Annotated in this window: 15 protein-coding genes and 1 pseudogene; 11 read left to right on the top strand and 5 right to left on the bottom strand. The window is 73.9% G+C overall.

Annotated features, from left to right (window positions below; translation table 11 throughout):
- Nucleotides 1–19 precede the first annotated feature (19 nt).
- The 3 genes from OC439_RS13185 to OC439_RS13175 all read right to left on the bottom strand — a co-directional run bounded on the left by OC439_RS13185 (nucleotide 20) and on the right by OC439_RS13175 (nucleotide 1560).
- On the bottom strand, nucleotides 20–601 hold the full coding sequence (locus tag OC439_RS13185) for a PadR family transcriptional regulator (protein WP_013284661.1): 582 nt from the start codon (nucleotides 599–601) through the stop codon (nucleotides 20–22).
- A gap of 69 nt (nucleotides 602–670) precedes the next feature.
- Complete coding sequence (locus OC439_RS13180) at nucleotides 671–1114, bottom strand: ferritin-like domain-containing protein (RefSeq protein ID WP_262013633.1); 444 nt, start codon at nucleotides 1112–1114, stop codon at nucleotides 671–673.
- Nucleotides 1111–1560 carry a hypothetical protein gene (locus OC439_RS13175; RefSeq protein ID WP_262013660.1) on the bottom strand — a complete coding sequence of 150 codons (450 nt, stop codon included), beginning with the start codon at nucleotides 1558–1560 and terminating at the stop codon, nucleotides 1111–1113. The genes OC439_RS13180 and OC439_RS13175 overlap by 4 nt, the downstream gene beginning before the upstream one ends.
- Nucleotides 1561–1823: 263 nt before the next feature.
- Here OC439_RS13175 and rimP point away from each other — a divergent pair, with 263 nt between their 5' ends.
- From rimP to OC439_RS13120, 11 genes and pseudogenes are all read left to right on the top strand, one after another.
- Nucleotides 1824–2474, top strand: coding sequence for a ribosome maturation factor RimP (gene rimP / locus OC439_RS13170; RefSeq protein WP_262013632.1), 651 nt, complete (start codon nucleotides 1824–1826; stop codon nucleotides 2472–2474).
- A complete protein-coding gene (nusA, locus tag OC439_RS13165) occupies nucleotides 2471–3514 on the top strand; it encodes a transcription termination factor NusA (protein WP_013284665.1) in 1044 nt (347 codons plus the stop codon). Before rimP ends, nusA begins: the two co-directional genes overlap by 4 nt.
- A 15-nt stretch (nucleotides 3515–3529) precedes the next feature.
- A pseudogene (locus OC439_RS13160) lies at nucleotides 3530–3866 on the top strand (YlxR family protein).
- 93 nt (nucleotides 3867–3959) lie between these two features.
- Nucleotides 3960–6974, top strand: coding sequence for a translation initiation factor IF-2 (gene infB, locus OC439_RS13155; RefSeq protein WP_030269840.1), 3015 nt, complete (start codon nucleotides 3960–3962; stop codon nucleotides 6972–6974).
- Nucleotides 6975–7056: 82 nt separating this feature from the next.
- Complete coding sequence (locus OC439_RS13150) at nucleotides 7057–8100, top strand: TRM11 family SAM-dependent methyltransferase (protein WP_262013631.1); 1044 nt, start codon at nucleotides 7057–7059, stop codon at nucleotides 8098–8100.
- Between the two features lie 41 nt (nucleotides 8101–8141).
- On the top strand, nucleotides 8142–8435 hold the full coding sequence (locus OC439_RS13145) for a DUF503 domain-containing protein (RefSeq protein ID WP_013284668.1): 294 nt from the start codon (nucleotides 8142–8144) through the stop codon (nucleotides 8433–8435).
- A 181-nt stretch (nucleotides 8436–8616) separates the two neighbouring features.
- On the top strand, nucleotides 8617–9105 hold the full coding sequence (rbfA, locus tag OC439_RS13140) for a 30S ribosome-binding factor RbfA (RefSeq protein ID WP_262013630.1): 489 nt from the start codon (nucleotides 8617–8619) through the stop codon (nucleotides 9103–9105).
- Nucleotides 9102–10115 (top strand): DHH family phosphoesterase, encoded by a 1014-nt coding sequence (locus OC439_RS13135; RefSeq protein WP_262013629.1) that lies wholly within the window; start codon nucleotides 9102–9104, stop codon nucleotides 10113–10115. Before rbfA ends, OC439_RS13135 begins: the two co-directional genes overlap by 4 nt.
- Nucleotides 10116–10250: 135 nt before the next feature.
- A complete protein-coding gene (locus tag OC439_RS13130; protein ID WP_262013628.1) occupies nucleotides 10251–10658 on the top strand; it encodes a hypothetical protein in 408 nt (135 codons plus the stop codon).
- A complete protein-coding gene (locus tag OC439_RS13125; protein WP_175438725.1) occupies nucleotides 10658–10867 on the top strand; it encodes a DUF6186 family protein in 210 nt (69 codons plus the stop codon). The genes OC439_RS13130 and OC439_RS13125 overlap by 1 nt, the downstream gene beginning before the upstream one ends.
- Before the next feature lie 596 nt (nucleotides 10868–11463).
- Nucleotides 11464–12783 (top strand): MATE family efflux transporter, encoded by a 1320-nt coding sequence (locus OC439_RS13120; protein ID WP_262013627.1) that lies wholly within the window; start codon nucleotides 11464–11466, stop codon nucleotides 12781–12783.
- Between the two features lie 6 nt (nucleotides 12784–12789).
- Here OC439_RS13120 and OC439_RS13115 read toward each other — a convergent pair whose 3' ends face one another.
- Together OC439_RS13115 and OC439_RS13110 are read right to left on the bottom strand one after the other, a co-directional pair.
- On the bottom strand, nucleotides 12790–13731 hold the full coding sequence (locus OC439_RS13115; RefSeq protein WP_262013626.1) for a hypothetical protein: 942 nt from the start codon (nucleotides 13729–13731) through the stop codon (nucleotides 12790–12792).
- Complete coding sequence (locus OC439_RS13110) at nucleotides 13725–14729, bottom strand: hypothetical protein (RefSeq protein WP_262013625.1); 1005 nt, start codon at nucleotides 14727–14729, stop codon at nucleotides 13725–13727. Before OC439_RS13110 ends, OC439_RS13115 begins: the two co-directional genes overlap by 7 nt.
- Nucleotides 14730–14747 lie beyond the last annotated feature (18 nt).

Genomic DNA, 14747 nt, shown 5'->3' with positions numbered 1-14747 from the left:
CAGCGCCTCCCGTGCCGGGTCACCGGCGGGCTTCGTCGCCGGCCCGGTCCACCGCCTCGGGGTGGTCGACCGCCCGGATCGGCGCCGGGCGGTGCCGGACCAGGCTCGTCTCGCAGTGGTCGAGCCACCGCACCTCGGCCTCGGTCTGGAAGATCATCGCGTCCAGCACCAGCCGCCAGGGTAGATCCTCCGGCTTGTCGCTCGTGTACTTCAACCGGGTGAACTCCTGGAGCGCGCGCATGGTGGCGGTGCGCTGGGTCTGCACCACCGACCGCACGTCGACGCCGGGGGTGGTCAGCGCCAGCGCCAGCTTGATGGACAGCTCGTCCCGGGGCCGGTCGGCGCGGCTGATCGGCGTGGCGAACCACAGCGCCAGGTCCGCCCGTCCGGCGTCGGTGATCTCGTACGGCCGCTGCCCGCTCTCGTTCTCCGGCAGCGGGCGGACCAGTCCGTCACGTTCCAGCCGGGCCAGCGTCGTGTAGACCTGTCCGATGTTCAGCGGCCAGGTCGACCCGGTCGACTCCTCGAACGCGGCGCGCAGCTGGTAGCCGTACATCTGGCCGCGTTCGAGCAGGGCGAGCAGGCCGTGACGGATGGACATGACCGCGAGTATGCATACCTGGTATGCGCAACGCAACCGGAGGGTTCCGCCGGGTGACCGGCGCCGCGCTCAGGCCGGGCGGCCCGGGAACGGAACGGTGACCGGCGTCACCCCCGCCGTGCGCCGCCAGCGGGTGGCGCGCAACGCGCAGTCGGTGAGCGCGGCGAGCGCGGTGTTCCGGTCCGCGCCGGTGGTGTGCGGCAGCGCGGCCCGCCAGTGCCCGGCCGTCCGCTCCTCGATCTCCACCGCCAGGCGCAGCGCGCTCGCCCGATCCGTCACCGGGTAGGGCAGCGCGTACCCGGCCCGGTCGGCGGGCACCTGCCCGGAGCCCTCGGCGAGTTGGAGCAGCAGCGCGTCGCGGCGGGACCGGTGGGCCGCCTCGGCGGCGCGGGCCGCCGTACGCGCCGCCTCGGTCAGGTGCACGCCGATCACCCCGTACGCCCAGATCGCCGCATACTCGGCGGCGAGCGCGTCGGCGAGGGCCGTGGCCGGGCCGCCTGTCGGGTTGTTCACTTGAGCGCCTCCACGTGGGTCGCCCGGGCGGCGGCAATGGAACCGAGCAGCGCGGCCCGCTCGGCCGGCGCGGCGGCGCACGCCTTGGCCGCGTTCGTCCGGCCCTCCTGCTCGGCCCGGCGCAGCTCGGTGAGCACGGCGTCGGGTGCGGGCGCGCTCGCCGAGCCGGCGGGCGCCGGTGTGCCGGAGGGCGCCGGCCTGCCGATCACGCGGCGTAGCTCCTCGGCGTGCGCCCGGTGCGCGTCGGCGATCGGGGTGAGCCGCCCGGCCAGCGCCGGGTCGGCGGTGGCGGCGGCCCGGTAGCGGGCCTCCAGCGCGAGCGCCTCGGCCACCAGAGGCTCCAGCGCGTCCGGCTCCGGTGGCTCCTCGTCGCGGTCGAAAAGATCACAGCCGGTCAGCGGCGCGGTCGCGCCGCCGAGCGCCACGAGCCCGCCGGCGCGCAGCAGCCAGCGCCGGGAATGCCCCGCTCTGACCTGGTCGGATGGTGTTCTGCCGATCCCCACCTGACAGAGTCAACACCATTCGCGCCGTCTCGTGGGTCAGGGTCTCGGTGCGCCGCCGGGTCCGTCGGCGGTCGTTAGCGTTACGCTCTGCGCAACCACCGGGCGCGGACGCCCCGGTGGCGCGCCGGTATGGCGGGCCGATCGCCCGCACCGGCCAGGGACAACACGGCCCGTGGGCCGTGGCAACAGCAGGAGAGGTGCGCGCAATGACGCAGCGTGGCCGTGCCACCCGGTCGACGGGGCCCGCCGGGCGGCCCCGCCGGCCCGACGGCCCCCGCGGCACGGACCGGAGCGGCGCACCCCGCGGCGATCTCGCCGCCCGCCGCAACCGGCTGCGCGAGGTGATCGAACCGGTCGTCACGGCGGCCGGTTACGACCTGGAGGATCTCTCCGTCTCCCGCGCCGGCCGCCGGCACGTGGTCCGGGTGATCGTGGACGCCGACGGCGGGATCAACCTGGACGCCGTGGCGGACGTCTCCCGCGCGGTCTCGGCGGCGCTGGACGCGGCCGAGGAGGCCGGCGGCGACATCGTGGCCGGCGAGTACCAGCTGGAGGTCAGCTCGCCCGGCGTGGACCGCCCGCTCACCCTGCCCCGGCACTGGCGGCGCAACGCCGGACGGCTGGTCAAGGTCACCGTCCGCGGCGACGCGGGGGACCGCCAGCTCACCGGCCGGATCACTGCTGCCGACGACGAACGCGTGGTGCTGGAGACCGACGCCGGCCCCGCCGAACACCCGTACGCCGAACTCGGGCCCGGCCGGGTCCAGGTGGAGTTCAACCGCCTGGACGACCTGGCCGACGAGGACTTCGGTGACGACACCGACGACGACGAAGATCTGGAGGACGAGGAGAGGTGAACATCGACCTCGCGGCGCTGCGCGCCCTGGAGCGCGAGCGGGAGATCCCGTTCGACACGATCCTCGCGGCGATCGAGACCGCGCTGCTGACCGCCTACCGGCACACCGACGGCGCCGAGCCGCACGCCCGGGTGGAGATCGACCGTAAGAGCGGGGCCGCCTCGGTCTACGCGCAGGAACTGGACGCCGACGGCACGGTGACCCGGGAGTGGGACGACACTCCGCACGACTTCGGGCGGATCGCCGCCATGACCGCCAAGCAGGTGATCCTCCAGCGGCTGCGGGAGGCCACCGACGAGGTGCACTTCGGCGAGTACGTCGGCCGCGACGGTGACCTGGTCACCGGTGTGGTGCAGGCGCACGAGACCCGCCGGGAGAAGGGCATCGTCAGCGTCGACCTGGGCAAGCTGGAGGGCGTCCTGCCGCAGTCCGAGCAGGTCCCCGGCGAGCGGTACGAGCACGGCGAGCGGATCCGCTGCGTGGTCGTGCACGTCGCCAAGGGCATGCGCGGCCCGCAGATCACGCTGTCCCGGTCGCATCCCGCGCTGGTGAAGAAGCTGTTCGCGCTGGAGGTGCCGGAGATCGCCGACGGCACCGTGGAGATCGGCGCGATCGCGCGTGAGGCAGGTCACCGTACGAAGATCGCCGTGCGTTCGACCACCTCCGGCGTCAACGCCAAGGGCGCCTGCATCGGCCCGATGGGCCAGCGGGTCCGGGCCGTGATGAGCGAGCTGCACGGCGAGAAGATCGACATCATCGACTGGTCGGACGACCCGGCCACCTTCGTCGGCAACGCGTTGTCGCCGGCCAAGGCGCTGCGGGTCGAGGTGGTCGACCTGGCCTCCCGTACCGCCCGGGTGACCGTGCCGGACTTCCAGCTCTCGCTCGCGATCGGCCGGGAAGGGCAGAACGCCCGCCTCGCGGCCCGGCTGACCGGTTGGCGCATCGACATCCGGTCCGACGCGGAGACCGCGGCCCCGCAGAGCCGGGGCGGAGCTGATCACGTCCCGGAGCCGGGCGGCGCGATCTCCGGCGGCTAGGGGTAGACTTACTCAGTGGCACGACGCACGATTCCGGAGCGCACCTGTGTGGGCTGCCGGAAACGAGCGCCGGCCAGCGAGTTGTTGCGGGTCGTCGCGATCGGTGACGAGGCTGGTCACATCAGCCTCCGGCCCGATCCGGCCCGCAGACTGCCGGGTCGGGGAGCGAACATGCACCCTGATCCGGCCTGCTTCGCGCAGGCGGTGCGACGCCGCGCCTTCGGGCGGGCACTGCGCCTCACCGGGGTCCCCGACCACGGTGCGCTTGCGGAGCACGTCGACGCGCAACCCCCGACGACCGGTCAAGCCCGACCGGTCGAGGGTCGCTAGCAAGGTAGGACGACCGACATGAGCACACGATGAAGTCCCTGAAATGACCAGGCTTCAAGTGCAGGAGTGAGGTCGCTGCGGGTGCTGCCCGCACGACCTCGGAGTGAGGAGTGCAGTGGCAGGAAAGGCCCGCGTACACGAGCTTGCCAAGGAGCTCGGGGTCGAAAGCAAGACCGTTCTCGCCAAGCTCAAGGAGATGGGCGAGTTCGTGAAGTCCGCGTCCAGCACCGTCGAGGCGCCTGTCGCCCGGCGGCTGCGTAGCGCGTTCGTAGCCGGTTCGTCGGCGCCCGCCGGCCCGCCGGCTGCCGCGCCCAGTGGCCCGGCACCGACCCCGACGCCCACCCCGACCCCGGGTGCCCCCCGGGTCTCGGCCAAGCCGATGCCGCCCCGGCGTCCGGCCGCGCCGACCCCTGGACCGAAGCCCAAGGGCCCGGTCCCCGGCCCGCCGCAGCCGGCGACTCCGGTCGCCAAGCCGGCGAGCGCGCACGACATCGAAGTGGCGGCCGCCGAGGCGCGTGCCGCCGCGCTCAAGGCTGAGCAGGAGGCCGCGGTCAAGGCCGCCCAGGCCGCCCGTCAGCAGCAGCGCGAGACCGTACGCCGGGAGCCCCCGGCCGAGGGCGGTGCTCGCCCGGGTCCGCGTCCCGGCCCGAACGCCATGCCGCCGCGTCCGGGTTCCCCGGCCGCCGGTCGTCCCGGCGGTCCGGGCCAGGGTCAGGGCCCCGGTGCCCGGCCCGGCGGTCGTCCGCCGGCGCGCGGCGCCGGTAACAACCCGTTCGGCATCCAGGGCGGCCAGCAGCAGCGGCCCCCGGCCGCCGGTGCGGGCGGTCCCCGTCCCAGCCCGGCCGGCATGCCGCCGCGGCCCAGCCCGGCGTCGATGCCGCCGCGGCCGAGCCCGGCCTCGATGCCGAGCCAGCGCCCGACCACCGGCCGTCCCGGCGGCCCCGGTGGCGGTCGTGGCGGACCCGGTGGAGGCGCCGGGCGTCCCGGCGGTCCCGGCGGCGGTGGCGGTGGCTACCGCGGTGGACCCGGTGGTGGCGGCGGTGGCGGTGGCTACCGCGGCGGTCCCGGTGGTGGCGGCGGTGGCGGTGGCTACCGCGGCGGTCCCGGCGGCGGTGGCGGTGCTCCCGGCGGTGGTTTCCGTCCGGGTGGTCCGGTCGGCGGCGGTGGCCGTCCCGGTGGCGGCGGCCGTGGCCGTGGCGGTGGCGCAGCGGGTGCCTTCGGGCGTCCCGGCGGCCGGCCGACCCGCGGTCGCAAGTCCAAGAAGCAGCGCAGACAGGAGTTCGACAACCTGTCGGCCCCGACCATGTCCTCGGGCGCGCCCCGCGGTCAGGGTCAGGTCGTCCGGTTGTCCCGTGGCGCCTCGCTGTCGGACTTCGCCGACAAGATCAACGCCAACCCGGGTTCGCTGGTCCAGGAGATGTTCAACCTGGGCGAGATGGTGACGGCGACCCAGTCGTGCTCCGACGAGACCCTGCAGCTGCTGGGTGAGCACCTCGGCTTCGACGTGCAGATCGTCAGCCCGGAGGACGAGGACCGCGAGCTGCTCGCGCAGTTCAACATCGACCTCGACGCCGAGGTCGCGGCGGACCGCCTGGTCAGCCGTGCGCCGGTCGTGACCGTCATGGGTCACGTCGACCACGGTAAGACCAAGCTGCTCGACGCGATCCGCAAGGCGAACGTGGTGGCCGGCGAGGCGGGTGGCATCACCCAGCACATCGGCGCCTACCAGGTCCACGTCCCGCACGAGGGCGAGGACCGCGCGGTGACGTTCATCGACACCCCGGGTCACGAGGCGTTCACCGCCATGCGTGCCCGTGGTGCCCAGGTCACGGACATCGTGATCCTGGTGGTCGCGGCCGACGACGGCGTCATGCCGCAGACCATCGAGGCGCTCAACCACGCCAAGGCGGCGGACGTGCCGATCGTGGTCGCGGTCAACAAGGTCGACAAGCCCGAGGCGAACCCGGACAAGGTCCGCCAGCAGCTGACCGAGTACGGCCTGGTCGCCGAGGAGTACGGCGGCGACACCATGTTCGTCAACGTGGCGGCCAAGCCCGGTATCGGCATCGAGGAACTGCTCGAGGCCGTGCTGCTGACCGCCGACGCGTCGCTGGAGCTGACCGCTCCGATCGACGGGCCGGCGCAGGGTGTCGCGATCGAGGCGCACCTGGACAAGGGCCGTGGTGCGGTGGCGACCGTGCTGGTGCAGAAGGGCACCCTGCGTGCCGGTGACTCGATCGTCGCCGGTGGGGCGCACGGCCGGGTCCGGGCCATGCTCGACGAGAACGGCAAGCCGGTCGATTCGGCTGGTCCGGCCCGTCCGGTCATGGTGCTGGGTCTGACCACGGTGCCGGGTGCGGGTGACACCTTCCTGGCCGCCGAGGACGACCGCACCGTGCGGCAGATCGCCGAGCAGCGTCAGGCGCGGAGGCGGGCGGCGTCGTTCGCCAACTCCCGCGGCCGGGCCACTCTCGAGACGCTCATGGAGCAGCTCAAGGAGGGCGAGAAGACCTCGCTCAACCTGGTGCTCAAGGGCGACGTCTCCGGTTCCGTGGAGGCGCTCGAGGACGCGCTGTTCAACCTCGACATCCCGGAGGAGGTCCAGCTTCGGATCATCCACCGGGGCGTGGGCGCGATCACCGAGAGCGACGTCATGCTCGCGAGCGCCTCGTCCGAGGCGGTCACGATCATCGGCTTCAACGTGCGGGCCTCGAACAAGGTCCGCGAGATGGCCGATCGCGAGGGCGTGGAGATCCGGTACTACACCGTCATCTACCAGGCCATCGAGGAGATCGACGCCGCGCTCAAGGGTCTGCTCAAGCCGGAGTACGAGGAGGTCGAGCTGGGCACCGCGGAGATCCGCGACGTCTTCCGCTCGTCCAAGATCGGCAACATCTCCGGCTGTATCGTCCGGTCCGGCCTCATCCGCCGCAACGCCAAGGCGCGGCTGCTGCGGGACGGGGCGGTCGTGGCGGACAACCTCACGATCAGCTCCTTGAAGCGGTTCAAGGACGACGCGACCGAGGTCCGCGAGGGCTTCGAGTGTGGTCTGACGCTGGGCGGCTACAACAACGTCCAGGTCGGCGACGTCATCGAGACGTTCGAGATGCGCGAGAAGCCGCGCGCCTGACGACCACGCGTACGACCGGCCGGCGGCCGGGGCCTTCGGGCCCCGGCCGTCGCCGTTTCCGCAGGCTGCGACAATCTGCGGCGTGACCGGGTACGCACTGCTCCTCGCCCCCTCCGCCAACCGCGTCTACGCCGACGCGGCGGCCCGGCTGGCCCGCGCCGAACTGGCCGTGTTCGCCGGATCCGGCGTGCTGGACGCCGTACCGGCCGACGCGGAGGTGACGCGGATCGGCGGGGTGGAGTACCTGACGTTCACCACCGGCGGCCCCGGGCTGGGCGAGCGGGACCTGGCCCACCTGGCGAACCTGTCGGCCGCGTACGCGCTGTTCGAGCGGGTCGGCGACGACCTGCTGCGACCGGTGCCGCTGCGCCCGCTGGCCCGGTACGACTCCGACCTGATCACCATCCCCAAGTACGCCGGCAAGACCAACGAGCAGTTCACCCGGCTGCTGCTCAACGTCACGGTGCTCGCCTCCGCCGCCGCGCCGCGGATGCTGGACGGGCCGGTGGTGGTGCTGGACCCGCTCTGCGGCCGGGGCACCACGCTCAACCAGGCGCTGATGTACGGCTACGACGGCATCGGCATCGAGCGCGACAGTCAGGACGTGGAGGCGTACGCGGCGTTCCTGCGTACCTGGCTGCGCCGCAAGCGGCTCAAGCACACCGCCGAGTCGACGTCGGTGCGCCGGGACCGCAAGCTGGTCGCCCGCCGGTTCGAGGCGGTGCTCGCGCCGTCGCGGGACGAGCACCGGGCCGGGGCCACCCAGCGGGTCACCGTGCTCAACACCGACACCACCCGGGCCCGCGAGGCGTTGCGCGCCCGCTGCGCGGACGTGATCGTCACCGACGCGCCGTACGGGGTGGCGCACGGCAGCCGTACCGGCCAGGGGTTGTCCCGCAGCCCGCTGGAGCTGCTCACCGCGGCCGTGCCGGTGTGGCGGGAGCTGCTGCGCCCCGGTGGCGCGATCGGGCTGTCCTGGAACACCCACGTGGCGCCGCGGGCGCAGGCGGAGGCGGTGCTGGCCGCCGCCGGGCTGCGGGTGCTCGACGGCCCCGGCTTCGGTGACTTCGCGCACCGCGTCGACCAGGCGATCGAGCGGGACGTGCTGGTGGCTGTCGCGCCTTAATCGCGTGCCGGGCCGGGCCGCCCGGCGTACCGTTGCTCGCCGTGTATACCGGAACCGCACTGTTCGACCTGTTGCTCCCGGGTGACTCCCGGTCCCTGAAGGCCAAGCGGTCCTACGTCCGGCCGATCGTCGCCGCGTTGCGCAAGTTCGAGGTCTCCGCCGCCGAGGTGGGGGCGCTGGACCTGCACGGCCGGGCCGAGATCGGGGTGGCGGTGGTGGCCGCCGAGCCGGCCCACGTCCGCGAGGTGCTCGACTCCTGTGAGCGGCTGGTCGCCGCCCGCCCGGAGACCGAGCTGCTGTCGGTGCGCCGTCGCCTGCACGGCGCGGACGACTGACGGCGCGTCGCGCCGCACTCCGGCCGTGCCGCGCGACGGCCGGCGGCGCGCGGGTAGTGTTCTTCAGCGTTGGGCGGTCGGACCCGGCGGCGCCCACGCGCTCGCCGTCTCCGGCCGACGGCCCGGGTCGTACGGTGACCCGGCGTCGTCATGGGTACAGGTGATCCCGGAGGTGGGGGACATGACGGATCAGGCAAAGGTTCGCCGGCACGCGGAGCGTATCCGGGAACTCGTCGCGTCGGTGGTGCGCAGCCAGATCAAGGACCCACGGCTCGGCATGATCACGATCACCGACGCCCGGATCACCGCCGACCTGCGCGACGCCACTGTCTTCTACACGGTGCTCGGCGACGCGGCGGCCCAGGCGAGCACCGCCGCCGCGCTGGAGAGCGCCAAGGGCATGCTGCGCAGCACCGTCGGCAAGGCGCTGGGGCTGCGGCACTCGCCGACGCTGACCTTCGTCCTGGACGACGTGCAGGACCAGGTCAAGCACATCGACGACCTGCTGGCCGCCGCGCGTACCGCCGACGCCGAGGTGCAGCGGCTGGCCGCGAAGTCCTCGTACGCGGGTGACGCCCAGCCGTACCGGGTCGAGGACGACGAGGACGCCGACGACGCCTCGGCCGAGGACGAGGACGACGACGAGCCGCGCGCCGGCGAGCGCCGGTGACCGAGGCGGCCGGGCCCACCGAGACCGCGTGGGCAGCTGCCGTCGCCGCGGTACGCGACCTTCCCGCCGACGCGCGGGTGCTGCTGATCTGCCACGTGAACCCGGACGGGGACGCGCTGGGCAGCATGCTCGGCTTCGGGCTGGGCCTGCGCCGGCTCGGCGTACGCGATCTCCAGGCCACCTTCCCCGGCCCGCCGGAGGTGCCGGAGCCGTTCCGCTGGATGCCCGGGGTGGACCTGCTGGTGCCGCAGGACGACGCGTACCCGGCGCCGGACCTGGTGATCTGCTTCGACGCGGCGAGCGAGTCCCGGCTCGGTGACCTGGCCGACCGGCTGGACACGGCGGGCGCCTCGCTGGTGCTCGACCACCACGCCTCGAACACCGGCTTCGGCCGGATCAGCCTGGTCGACCCGCACGCCGCAGCCACCTCGGTGGTGGCGCTGGAGCTGCTGGACCGGCTCGGCGTCACGCTGGACGCGGAGATCGCGACCGGGCTGTACGTCGCGCTCACCACCGACACGGGCTCGTTCCGGTTCGAGGCGACCACCCCGGCGGTGCACGAGACGGCGGCGCGCCTGATCGCCACCGGCATCCGGCCCGGCGACATCTCCCGGCGGATCTTCGACACCCGCCCGTTCGGCGCCGTCCGCCTCTTCGGCGAGGTGCTGGGCCGGGCCACGCTGGAACCGGCGGCCGCCGACGGGCACGGGCTCGTCTGGACGTACGCCACCCGCGACGACCTGGTCCGCCACGACCAGCCCGCGTACGTGCTGGAGGCGCTGATCGACTCGGTGCGCTGCACCGCCGAGGCGGACGTGAGCTGCGTGGTCAAGCAGGCGGGCGAGGCCGAATGGGCGGTGTCGCTGCGCAGCAAGGGCGCGGTGGACGTGAGCCGGGTGGCGGTGACGCTCGGCGGCGGCGGGCACCGGTTCGCGGCCGGCTTCACCGGCCGGGGATCGCTCGACGAGGTGGTCGGCCGGATCCGTGCCGAACTCGCTGCCGCCCCTTAAGAACGGATTGTCCCTTAATCTCCGCGGTGCCGAGGCGTGGCGGCACACCGAGATGTGAGCTGATCGGCGGCTTTTCCAGGGATTACGAGGCGTGCCAGCCTTTCCGCCGTGCGTGACGCTGGGGACAATCGGGTGATGGATCATCCCCGTGAGCTCACCGTCGAGGCGCCCCGGGCCTGGGACCGGCCGGTCGTCGCCGTGCCGGTGCTGATCTGCCTGTCCCTGGTCGGCGGCCAGATGCCGTCCTTCTCGACCGCGGCGAACCTCTACATCCTCACCACCGGCGGGGGGTTGATCTGGGTCGGCCTGAGCAACCGGGTGCCCCGGCGTCCGGCGCCGCGCCGGCTGCCGTCGGTGGCGCTGTGGTGGCTGGTGCCGGTGACCGTCTTCGGGGTCTTCGAGGGGGCCACGTTCGTGATGGCGGCCGGTGACGACTTCCCCACCTTCTCCCGGCTGGCCGATCCGCTGCTGGAGGACAATCTGGCCCGGTCGGCGGCCTGGTTCGCGTGGCTGTCCGCGTTCTGGGGACTGGTGCGCCGATGATGCGCGCACTGGCGATCGGCGGGTTCGGAGTCTCGATCGTGCTGTTCGCGGTGGTCGAGTGGGCCGCGCGCCGGGAGGGTTCGCGGATCCCGTCGCTGGCCGACGTCTGCGCGTTCGTCATGCGGTACGAGGTGGGCCCGGTGCCGGTCGGCCGGATCGGGCTGTTCGGTTTCTGGTGGTGGCTGGGCTGGCACTTCCTGGCCCGCTGACCGCCCTCGCCGGAGCGGGACGACGACGTTGATCTTTCCGCATTTCGGGAACTGTAGGCAGTATCTGGAAAGTGAACGTTAATTTGGGTGCGGGACCGGCGCTTCGCGGCGCTGGTCACGGGCGGTGGTGCCGCACCCGGCCTCGCCTCCCTCCAGGGTCAGACCGACCCGGGCTCCCGCTGCCAGGCGAGCCGCTCCGGTGATCCCGGACCGCTGCCGGGCGCTCAGCCGCCGACGACTTCCGGTCGCGGCGCGATTCGCCGTCGCGCCGATCCGGAGCGCCGGGCGCCCGTAGGACCGCCACGTCCCGGCGGTCCGCACCCTGGAAGGACCTCAGATGCCCAGCAAGCGCAAGCCGCAGACCGAGACCACCACCGACGAGGCGCGCGAGCAGATGCGCCGCGCGCTGCAGACCTCGATGGACACCCGTCAGTGACGTACGCCGTCCGGCGGTGACGCCGGTCGGGCCCGAGCACCACACCTCGGCCCGACGCCGACGTCACCGCCGCACGGGAACCCGCCCGCTTCCTGGCCGGTGTGGGTAAGTAGTCGCACGCCTTGCATGCCTTACTGAGCGCGTGCCAGGATCGGCGGCGATGAGCACCACCGCCACCCCTGTCACCGCCTCGCCGCGGCGGATCGCCGCGCTCGCGCTCCCAGCCCTCGTGGTGCTGGCCGCCGAGCCGCTCTACGTCCTCGTCGACACCGCTGTGGTCGGCCACCTCGGCCGGGTGCCGCTGGCCGCGCTGGCCGTCGGCGGCACGGTCATGACGCTCACCGCCTGGGTCGGCACCGTCGTCGCGTACGGCACCACCGGCCGCTCGGCCCGCCGGTTCGGGGCGGGGGACCGGGCCGCCGCGGTGGCCGAGGGCGTCCAGGCGTCCTGGCTCGCGCTCGCCACCGGAGTGCTGGTGGCGGTCGCCATCGGCATCGGCGGCGGCGCGCTGGCGCGTACCCTCGTCGGCGGCCCCGGCGAGGTGGCCGACGCCGCCGCCGGATGGCTGCGGATCGCGGCCCTCGGCGCGCCCGGCCTGCTGCTCGCCGCCGCCGGCAACGGCTGGCTGCGCGGCATCCAGGACACCCGCCGCCCGCTGCTGTTCGTGCTCGGCCCGAACCTGCTCTCCGCGGTGCTCTGCCCGCTGCTGGTCTATCCGGCCGGGCTCGGCCTGGTCGGCTCGGCGGTGGCGAACGCGATCGCGCAGACGCTGTCCGGCGTGCTGTTCGCGGCGGCGCTCGTGCGGGAGCGGGTCTCGCTGCGCCCCCGGCCCCGGGTGATCGGCCAGCAGCTCGTGCTCAGCCGGGACCTGCTCGTGCGGGGCGTCGCGTTCCAGGCCAGCTTCCTGTCCGCCACCGCCGTCGCGGCCCGCTTCGGGGCCGCCGCGGTCGGCGCGCACCAGATCGCCGTACAGCTGTGGTTCTTCACCACACTGGTGCTCGACGCGCTGGCCATCGCCGCGCAGTCGCTCGTCGGCGCCGCGCTCGGCGGCGGCGACGCGGCGGCCGCGCGGTTCCTGGCCCGCCGCGTCGCGCTGCTCGGCGGGCTGTGCGGCGTGGCGTTCGCGGTGCTCATCGCCGCCGGCGCCGGCGTGGTGCCGTCGTGGTTCAGCTCCGATCCGCAGGTACGCGAGCAGGCCATGACGGCCTGGCCCTGGTTCGTCGCGCTGCAGCCGATCGGCGGCGTGGTGTTCGCGCTCGACGGGGTGCTGATCGGCGCGGGCGACGTGCGCTACCTGCGCAACCTCACGATCGTGTGTGCGTTCGGCGGGTTCCTGCCGGCGATCTGGCTGGCCTACGCGTTCGACCTCGGGCTGGGCGGGATCTGGGCCGGGCTGACGCTGTTCGTGGTGCTGCGGCTGGCCGGCCTGGTGCTGCGGATGCGCTCCGGCGCGTGGGCGGTGGTCGGCGCGGTCCGCTGACGCCGGTCAGCATGAGACCGGCAGCTCGATCGGGTGCTCCGGGTCGTACAGCGCGTCGGGGTCCTCGGGGGAGCCGATGCCGGCCGGGTCCAGGCCGCCGGGGCGGATCAGCCCGAGCTTCACGGCGTCGCAGTCCACGCCCGACCCGTAGCTCGACATCCGGTGCAACCAGAGCCCCCGGTCGGCCCGTGCCACGTCGCCGGCGTGCGGCAACCGCCAGACGATCTCGTCGTGCAGCACCACCACCGAGTGACCGGATCGGGAGGCGAGGTCGCGGAACCCGTAGACCCAGACGAAGTTGCTGGTCACCTCCAGCATCCGTACGCCGTCGGCCTGCCGGACGGCGCGGTAGGTGAACCGGCCCTTCGTCCGCGGCTGGTCCGGGGTGAGCCGGGCGTCCGGGGCCAGTCGGGTCGCGTACGTGGCGATCGTCTCGGTGGACCAGTCCTTCCGCACCGACTCCCGGGCAGCCGGCGCGACGTGACGCAGCAGCGGGGCCGGGCTGCCGCCGGTCATGAACGCGCGGTCCAGGCGGGCGGTCAGCATGGCGGCGCGGACCCGCGCCAGCCCGGCGGACACCTCGGCGCCGGTGAAGCCGCCGGTCGGCCGGGCCGGTGGCAGCACGATCCCGGCCGCCCCCGCCGGCCAGTCCGCCGCCGGCGTGCCGGCGAAGACATCCGGCGGGACAGTCGGTCCCGCGGTTGCCGGAGCGCCGGTGACCGCCGGGGACGGCGCGGCTGCCGGACGCCGGAGCTGCCGGTAGCCGTAACCGGCGGCACCGGCCGCGGCTGCCAGCAGCAGCACCACGCCGAGCGCGGCCGTCAGCCGGCGGGCGCGCCGCCGGCACCAGATCCGCAGGCGTACGGCGAGGCTCGGCCGGATCTCCCGCTCCAACCGGTCCAGCCAGTCGGGGTAGCCGTCCCGCTCGGATCCCCTCGGGCTCAGCACGGGTCCGCGACCTTCAGCGAGCGGTCCAGGTCGTACACGGCGTCCGGGTGCTCCCCGGAGCTGCCGGCGTCCCCGTAGGTCGGCGTGATCTCCAGTTCCAGCAGACCCTTGCTCAGACCGGCGCACTCCACGTTCGTCACGTAGGAGTTCGCGTCCCGCATCCACAGCCCTCGGGAGCCGGTGACGACGTCCGCCGGGAGGGGTACCTCCCAGATCACCGTGTCGTGCACCAGGATGACGTCCGGGACCGACGGGGCGCGGGTGCTCCGGACGGCGTAGACCCAGACGAAGTTGGTGGTGATCTCCAGGACGCGGATGTCGTACGCATCCCGGGTCGCGCGGTACGAGATCCGCCCCTGCACCCGGGGCGGGTCGTTCGTCAACCGGGTGCCGGGCCCGAGCCGGGTGGCGTAGTTGGCGGCGCCGCCGGCCGTGAAGTCCTTCCGGATGTGGGCGCGGGTGTCCGGGGCGAACTGGCGCACCAGCCGATCCGGGCTCTTCTCGGTGAAGAACGTGCGGTCCAGCCGGGCGGTGACCAGGGCCTTGCGTACCTTGGCCAGACCGTCGGCCACCTGCTTCTCGGTGAACGGCCCGGTCCGCTTGACCCGGGGCAGCGCGATCCCGGCCGCACCCTCCGGGAAGCCGGCCGCGGGGGTGCCGTCGAACGGGCCGGCGGCCGGCGGAGGCGACGCGGAGCTGACCGCCTGCTCACCGCTCGGCGGGCTCGTCGTCGGGTATGCCGTCGAGATCTCGCGCCAGCGCTGGAAGCCCTGGTAGCCCAGGCCGCCGACGAGCCCGAAGAACGCGAGTAGCGCCAGCACGACCACGCCGCCGAGCAGCTTGCCGGAGTGCCCGCCGAGCGCGATCCGCAGGCGGTCGCCGCGGCCCGGCTCGACCTCGGGCGCGGGCCGGCGCAGCCACTCGGGTACCCGTCCCAGCTCGTCCTCCGGCAAGTGGCCGGTGGGGTAGGGGTCGGGGGCGGGGCGGTGATCGGTCATCGGACTTCCCGGGCAGAC

Origin of the sequence: Micromonospora sp. Mcm103, assembly GCF_024519755.1 — a bacterium.
Classification (GTDB): domain Bacteria; phylum Actinomycetota; class Actinomycetes; order Mycobacteriales; family Micromonosporaceae; genus Micromonospora; species Micromonospora aurantiaca.
Note: the sequence above shows the minus strand (reverse complement) of the source record. Positions and strands in the feature narration are given on the sequence as shown.

Coding starts and splice junctions, on each gene's coding strand:
- OC439_RS13185 (WP_013284661.1), bottom strand. CDS start 601: ATGTCCATCCGTCACGGCCTGCTCGCCCTGCTCGAACGCGGCCAGATG.
- rimP (WP_262013632.1), top strand. CDS start 1,824: ATGACGCAGCGTGGCCGTGCCACCCGGTCGACGGGGCCCGCCGGGCGG.
- rbfA (WP_262013630.1), top strand. CDS start 8,617: ATGACGGATCAGGCAAAGGTTCGCCGGCACGCGGAGCGTATCCGGGAA.
- OC439_RS13130 (WP_262013628.1), top strand. CDS start 10,251: ATGGATCATCCCCGTGAGCTCACCGTCGAGGCGCCCCGGGCCTGGGAC.
- OC439_RS13125 (WP_175438725.1), top strand. CDS start 10,658: ATGCGCGCACTGGCGATCGGCGGGTTCGGAGTCTCGATCGTGCTGTTC.
- OC439_RS13120 (WP_262013627.1), top strand. CDS start 11,464: ATGAGCACCACCGCCACCCCTGTCACCGCCTCGCCGCGGCGGATCGCC.
- OC439_RS13110 (WP_262013625.1), bottom strand. CDS start 14,729: ATGACCGATCACCGCCCCGCCCCCGACCCCTACCCCACCGGCCACTTG.